The sequence below is a fragment of the Nocardia sp. NPDC049190 genome (genome assembly GCF_040648115.1).
In the GTDB taxonomy this organism is placed as follows: Bacteria; Actinomycetota; Actinomycetes; order Mycobacteriales; family Mycobacteriaceae; genus Nocardia.
The window spans coordinates 132692-138758 of the sequence record NZ_JBEZDE010000005.1 but is presented as its reverse complement, the minus strand read 5'-3'; the positions used below and the strand labels follow the sequence as shown (position 1 = coordinate 138758).

7 protein-coding genes are annotated in these 6067 nt (G+C 67.2%); 3 read left to right on the top strand and 4 right to left on the bottom strand.

Annotated elements, in window-relative coordinates; translation table 11 throughout:
• The first annotated feature begins 323 nt into the window (after window positions 1-323).
• The gene (locus tag AB0B25_RS07315; RefSeq protein WP_357176027.1) at window positions 324-617 is read left to right on the top strand and encodes a hypothetical protein; all 294 of its coding nucleotides are present in this window, start codon (window positions 324-326) and stop codon (window positions 615-617) included.
• Window positions 618-859: 242 nt separating this feature from the next.
• Here the strand turns inward: AB0B25_RS07315 and AB0B25_RS07310 are convergent, their stop codons facing one another.
• The 3 genes from AB0B25_RS07310 to AB0B25_RS07300 form a co-directional block, all read right to left on the bottom strand.
• Window positions 860-1213: a tail fiber domain-containing protein gene (locus AB0B25_RS07310; protein WP_357176025.1), complete on the bottom strand. Its 354-nt coding sequence runs from the start codon at window positions 1211-1213 to the stop codon at window positions 860-862.
• Window positions 1214-1215: 2 nt separating this feature from the next.
• Entirely contained in the window at window positions 1216-1386 is a 171-nt protein-coding gene (locus AB0B25_RS07305) for a hypothetical protein (RefSeq protein ID WP_357176024.1), read from the bottom strand.
• A gap of 541 nt (window positions 1387-1927) precedes the next feature.
• The gene (locus AB0B25_RS07300; protein ID WP_357176022.1) at window positions 1928-2098 is read right to left on the bottom strand and encodes a hypothetical protein; all 171 of its coding nucleotides are present in this window, start codon (window positions 2096-2098) and stop codon (window positions 1928-1930) included.
• A 280-nt stretch (window positions 2099-2378) separates the two neighbouring features.
• On the opposite strand from AB0B25_RS07300, the gene AB0B25_RS07295 reads away from it, so the two are divergent.
• The gene (locus AB0B25_RS07295) at window positions 2379-2597 is read left to right on the top strand and encodes a hypothetical protein (protein WP_357176020.1); all 219 of its coding nucleotides are present in this window, start codon (window positions 2379-2381) and stop codon (window positions 2595-2597) included.
• 28 nt (window positions 2598-2625) lie between these two features.
• On the opposite strand, the gene AB0B25_RS07290 is transcribed toward AB0B25_RS07295, so the two are convergent.
• Window positions 2626-2784 (bottom strand): hypothetical protein, encoded by a 159-nt coding sequence (locus AB0B25_RS07290; RefSeq protein ID WP_357176018.1) that lies wholly within the window; start codon window positions 2782-2784, stop codon window positions 2626-2628.
• A gap of 314 nt (window positions 2785-3098) precedes the next feature.
• On the opposite strand from AB0B25_RS07290, the gene AB0B25_RS07285 reads away from it, so the two are divergent.
• Complete coding sequence (locus AB0B25_RS07285; protein WP_357176016.1) at window positions 3099-5909, top strand: AAA family ATPase; 2811 nt, start codon at window positions 3099-3101, stop codon at window positions 5907-5909.
• Window positions 5910-6067: the final 158 nt, after the last annotated feature.

Below are 6067 nucleotides of genomic sequence, written 5' to 3'. Positions count from 1 at the left end.
GCGGCTGAGGCGCGGTGTCGGGCCGAGTCGCACGCCTCCACCGACGCATCGGCGACGCGAGAAGACCGCCCGGCCGAGTTCGGCTGTGACGCGTGGTCGACAGCCCCTTTCGACACGGTCGGAGCGGAATCATCTCGTTGTGCTGATCAGTCCTGGAGTTGGCCTACTCTGAGTTCCTCCGGCCGCGGACGGTGGGCGGTGGAAACGGCCGTGTTCGCAGCGACCCCGGGGCGGCTTTCCGACCCGCCGCGGCGAGACCTTCGAGCTGCCACCGCCGATCTCGGGTGCCGCAGCGCGGGCAGGACCTACACACGGGAGAACTGATGGTACGAGGCCGATACCCCACCGACGAAGAACTGCGGCGCAACTTCGAGCGGGAACTCGGGTCGGTGACCACCGGCGGCGGCCTGCATTCGGAGACCGGGCTGGACATCGAAACCGAGACCGCCCTGATCGCTATCGCCGGCGCCTACCCGGAGGTCGGCGAAGAGCTGGTGGCGGCGGCGCGTGCCGCCTTCACGGGCCAGCTCGGCGGGTCCAATGCGGCAGCGCGCAACGCTGATCTGCAGCAGGCCGAACAGCGCGATCAAGGGAAGCGACAGAAACCGAGCGATTGAACTCCTCTGGCGCACTGTCCCGTTCCCGGTGCGTGGGGAGCGGGACTGATCCCGCCCGCTGCGTGCGTGTATCCCGAGCGGGAGGTCGAACCGGCAAGGAGCCCCCTTGCTGTTTCCCGTAAGACCGCTCATCTGGTCACGAGGCGGCGATCACAATCGGACCCACCGAGGTCACGGCTGCCCTGCTGTCGGCGATCACCATCGCCGATCAGAATTCCGGCGCGTCATCGACTGTCGTGCGCCTATTCCTTGTCCGCGGTACCGCGGAGTTGGTCGATTTCGGCGCGCAGTTCGGCGATCTCTCGGTGCAGCGCTTGGATACAGACCAAGGCGACACCACTGGCGTCGACCATGTAAATCTTCTTGTCGGTGTCGCCGAGACCGAAACTGGCGCGCCAATCCTGTGCCATCGGACCGAGATGACGTACCTCGGGCGGTTCCCACTCGTACCGCCATGTGCTGATCGGCAATTTCAGGACTTTGCCGAGAATGTCGTGTCCATTCAGCACCCATTCGCGCCCCGTCGAGTCCAGGGGGCTGGACGGGATCTGCGGGGCCGACGTGCGCTGACGCCGGCCCCAACGTAGACCGAACACGCTCAGCGGTCCCACACCACGGCTGCGATATCGCGCTTGATCGTCTTGTCGCTGTCCAGAGTGGCGCTGGCGACACCCGCCGCTACCGTGGCGAGCCCGGTGCTGGTAGCAGCGATGATCGCGATTCGTGCCATCGTCGCCATGCTCGTCGTCATCGCGCTGATCTTCTTCATTGTCATGTCCTTCCGACAGAGGACCCGCGCCGTCGGCAGCGAATCCATTTTCCCCCTCAACAATTTCTCACGCCTGCGCTCATCCTGCGAGTCGGAGCAGTAATTCGCCGCGTCCGGTCGGACGAGAACCGTCGCGGATCGGTAACCCGCCCCGGAGCGGCCGCATAGCTGTCGAGTCCGGCTGGGCGACATCGCTGCGAGAATCACCGCGAGTGCCCAGGAAGCCGATGTTCACTTTCCTGGCCGCGGATGTCCACGTGCGTTCTCACCGGAAATTGTCGGCCGAACGTCGGGCCCCGACGATCCGATCAGCGCGCTCCCGACACTGCGACAGCGGAGTCGGTGCGGCTAAATAGCCGACCCCGTGCCGGGCCTCGACTTGCCGCGAGGTGGCTGGTGCCGACGGCAATCCGCTCTACCTCCCCGAATTGGTGGCCGCGTTGGTGCGCGTGGAGGCGATTACGACCCACTCACGTCCCGCCGAATCCACCGGGCTGGGGCCGACGTCCTCTGACGCGGGCCCCAACGTGGACCGAAAAACTCAGCGGTCCCACACCACCGCTGCGATATCGCGCTTGATCGCACGATCGCTCTCGACAACGGCGCTGGCGACACCCGCTGCTGCCGTGGCGAGGCCGGTGCTGGTGGCAGCGATGATCGCGATCCGCGCCATCGTCGCCATGCTCGTCGTCATCGCGCTGATCTTCTTCATTGCCATATCCTTTCGACCGAGGACCCGGGCCGTCGGGCGCGAATCCACCTGCCCCCATTGATAATTTCGCATGGGTGGGCTCATCTCGCGAGTCGGCGCGGCAATTCACTGCGCCCGGTCGCGAGAGGCATTGGGGATGACCCACGGAGCGGCCCGCACAAGTCGGAACGGGAGACCGCCGCAAGTATGCGGCAAAGTAGGCGTCCACCTCCGCCACCGAATGTGTCCGCGTGCGCTCTCACCGTGAATTGTCGGCAGCATTCACCGAACGTCGCGCCTGATGATCCGGCTCGGCGCGCTCCACGGTGCGGCGGCAGCGGAATCGGGGCGGCCTATGGCCAGCCCCGACTTGTTGCGCGAGGTGGAAGGCGTCGGCGGCAGTCCGATCTGCCGCACCGAGTTGGTGGCCGCGTTGGTGCGGGCAACGGCGATTGCGACTTACTCACGTCACGCCGAATCAACAGGGCTGGACGGGATCTGCGGGGCCGACGCGCGATGACGCCGGCCCCGACGTGGACCGAATACGCTCAGCGGTCCCACACCACGGCTGCGATATCGCGCTTGATCGTCTTGTCGCTGGCGAGGCTGGCGCTGGCGACACCCGCCGCTACCGTGGCGAGCCCGGTGCTGGTGGCCGCGATGATCGCGATCCGCGCCATCATCGTCATCGCGCTGATCTTCTTCATTGTCATATCCTTTCGACCGAGAATCCGGGCCGTCGACCGTGGATCCTTCTCTCCCTTCGAGTAATTTCTCATGTCCGCGCTCGTCTCGCGCGTCGGATCGGAAATTCGCTGCCTCCGATCGGACATGAGCAATCCGGGACCGTCCGGTGTTGCCGAGCGACGGCCACTTCGCCGTGTACGCCCGACGTTCGCGGCATCAGGCTGCCAGAAACGTGGTGACAGGTGCGTGCGCGGAAAACATCTGCCGAATCGTGGGTAAATATCCGTCCGGCTCCGATCTGCCACTCGCGCCCGAGATGCTTAAGCTCACTGACATGCAGGATTCCTTCGCGACGGTCTTTCTCGGTCGTGAGGCCGAGATCGAGAACCTGGCGGCACTCGCGCCCGGGGACGCCGCGGGCAAGGGCTCCATGGCTCTCGTCGAGGGCGAACCCGGCATCGGCAAGACAGCGCTGCTCGACGCGGCGTGTCTCCGGTATTCGGCAGCTGAGCTGCATCTTCGCCGCGGAACCGCCAGGGAACTGCAGCGGGACATGCCATTCTCCGCGGTGCGCTCCTGGTTCGCCGGGGAGCGCGCCGGATCCGAGCCGACATCGGATCCGATCCGCGCGCTGCTGCACAGCGGAAATCGGGCGGGCGACGCCGCGGCGACCCACGAAATCGCGATCGCCGAGGCGATTCTGGATCGCATCGACGCCTGGTGTTCGGCCGGCCCGGTCGTGCTGATCATGGACGACGTGCACTGGGCGGACGCATCGAGCCTGGCGGTCCTGCGTCGGCTCTGCGAGTTCGTCGATGGCCTGCCGTTGCTCGTTGTACTCGCGGCGCGCCCGCTGCCGCGCACCCGGGCCGTCGCGGCGCTGTCGGCCGAACTGGTCGATCGTCGCGCTCCGATGATCCGGCTCGGCGCGCTCTCCGAGGCGGCGGCGGAATTGGTGCGGCATATGGTCGGCGCCGCTCCAGGGCCGGACTTGTTGCGCGAGGTGGCCGGTGCCGGCGGTAATCCGCTTTACCTCACCGAATTGGTGGCCGCCTTATTGCGGGAGAAGGCGATCATGGTGGTCGCGGACTCCGCTCTCGCCACCGCGACCACCGCGGGGGAGCGCGCGTCCGCTTCGGTCGCGGACACGATTTCGCGGCGTCTGAATTTCCTGTCCCGCCGAACGCGCGATGTGCTGCCGATGGCTGCCGCGCTGGGACCTACCGTCGACGTCGCGGAATTGGCGGTGGTGCTGGACGCCCCGATCCTGGAGATCTGGAACGCCGTTACCGAGGCGATGGTCGGTGGACTGCTCACCGTGGTGCACTCCGAACTGGTGTTTCGTCACGATGTGATCCGCGACGCGCTGGCCGAGCAGTTACCCGCCTCGCTGCGTTCCGGGCTGCTGCGACGAGCGGGACAGGTCCTGCAGGCGACCGACGCGCCGATAGAACGGGTCGCGTACTACCTGGCCGCCGGCGACAACGACCTGGACCAGGCCAGCCTGGACTGGTTGCTGACGGTAGCCGACGAGTTGGTCGTTCGCGCGCCCGAGCTGGCGGTGCGGCTGTTGAGCCGCGCGACGAGAGTCCCCGGCCTGCACAGCGGGTCGCGTTCGACGCTGATCCGCGTGCAGACACAGGCGCTGCTCTGGACCGGATGCGCGGCCGAGGCCGAGGCCGTGGTGCGCGCGGCGCTGTCGACGCGACCGGAGCACCGCGACAAGGTCGAACTGCGGTGGCTGCTGGCCCAGGCGTGCCAAGCCCAGGCCCGGATGGCCGACGCGGTCGAGGTCGCCGAAACAGCGCTGGCCACCATGGATCTCGGTGTCGACGAGGCGGGCCGATTCCAGGGAATGTGCGCGGTCGACAATTTCTTTCTCGGGCGGTTCGAGGCGGCGGAACGGGCCGGAAAGCAGGCGATGGCGTTGGGCGCCAGCAGTGGGAATCCGCTCACCACCAGCTACGGCCTGACCGCCATCGGTGCGGTGCGCTACACCCGGGGCCATCTCGACGAGGCGCTGGAGTTGAGCGCTCGGATCCCGGTTCTCTTGGCGGATGGGGCGGGGCCCGAGCAATTCGATCCGTACGCGTTGTCCGCGCACTGTCTGATCGAACTCGACCGCTTGGCCGACGCCGAAGAAGTGCTCGCCAAGGCGATCGGACGCGATCGCCGGGTGCACGGCGCTTACCTGTCGTCGAATCTGGCCTGCAAGGCGCGGCTGTACCTGTTGAGCGGTCGCTGGGATGACGCGGTCGCCGAATGCACGGCGCTTCTGGATACACCCGATCCCTTCGGATACGCACAGGTCGGACAGCTCCTGGCGGCGCTCATCGGCGTGCACCGCGGTACCTTCGTGCCGGACTCGGACCGCATTCCCGCACCGGACGACAGCGTGGGCAGTACCGGGTACGCGCATTTCCACCACTGGGTCACGGCGTTGACAGAGGAGGCCCGCGGCCACCCGGACCGCGCGTTGGCGCTGCTCGTCGACACCTATCAGCGACTGGCCGGCGGTTTGGCCGCGGCGACGCTGCACTACATCTTTCCGGACATCGCTCGACTGGCCGCGGACGTCGGGGACGCGCAGGCGGCTCGGCTGGTGGTCGTCGGCGCGGACGAGCTGCTGGCGCGCCAGCCGACCGCCGCCAGGAATGCAACGGCACTGCTGTGTCGGGGTCTGGCCGATCACGATCCCGATGTTCTCTTGTACGCCGCCGCCGCCGCATTCCGGCAGTTCGGGCGTCCGCTCTACGAAGCGCAGGCATACGAGAACGCCGCCATGCTGCTCGCCGCGGCCGGGCGAGAGGCCGACGCCCGTCGTGGGTTGGCCACCGCGATGATGCTCTACAGCCGGCTGGGCGCATCGTGGGACACCGCCCGCGCGATCGCCCGGGTGCGGCCCTATGGCATCCGGCTGGGTGTCCGCGGTCGGCGCAACCGCCCCAAATCCGGTTGGGCAGCGCTGACCGATACCGAGCGAAAGATCGCCACGCTGGTGACCAAAGGTTCGTCCAATTCCGATATCGCGGCGCAGATGTTTCTGTCGCGCCGCACGATTCAGTCGCATGTGTCGAATATCTTGGCGAAACTCGACCTGCACTGGCGGCGCGAGATCGCCGCGGCCATGCCACAGAGCCGGTGATCGCGTGTATTACCCGGTGGCGAGACCGCGGGCCTGTTCGGGACGCTCGGAATCGCACCGGGACCGCCGACCCGCTCCTACCGCGGTGACAGGCGGGGATCGCGGGCGTCCCCCGACGAGAACACATGTTCATGTCAACCCGGTGCGGCGCGATTCCT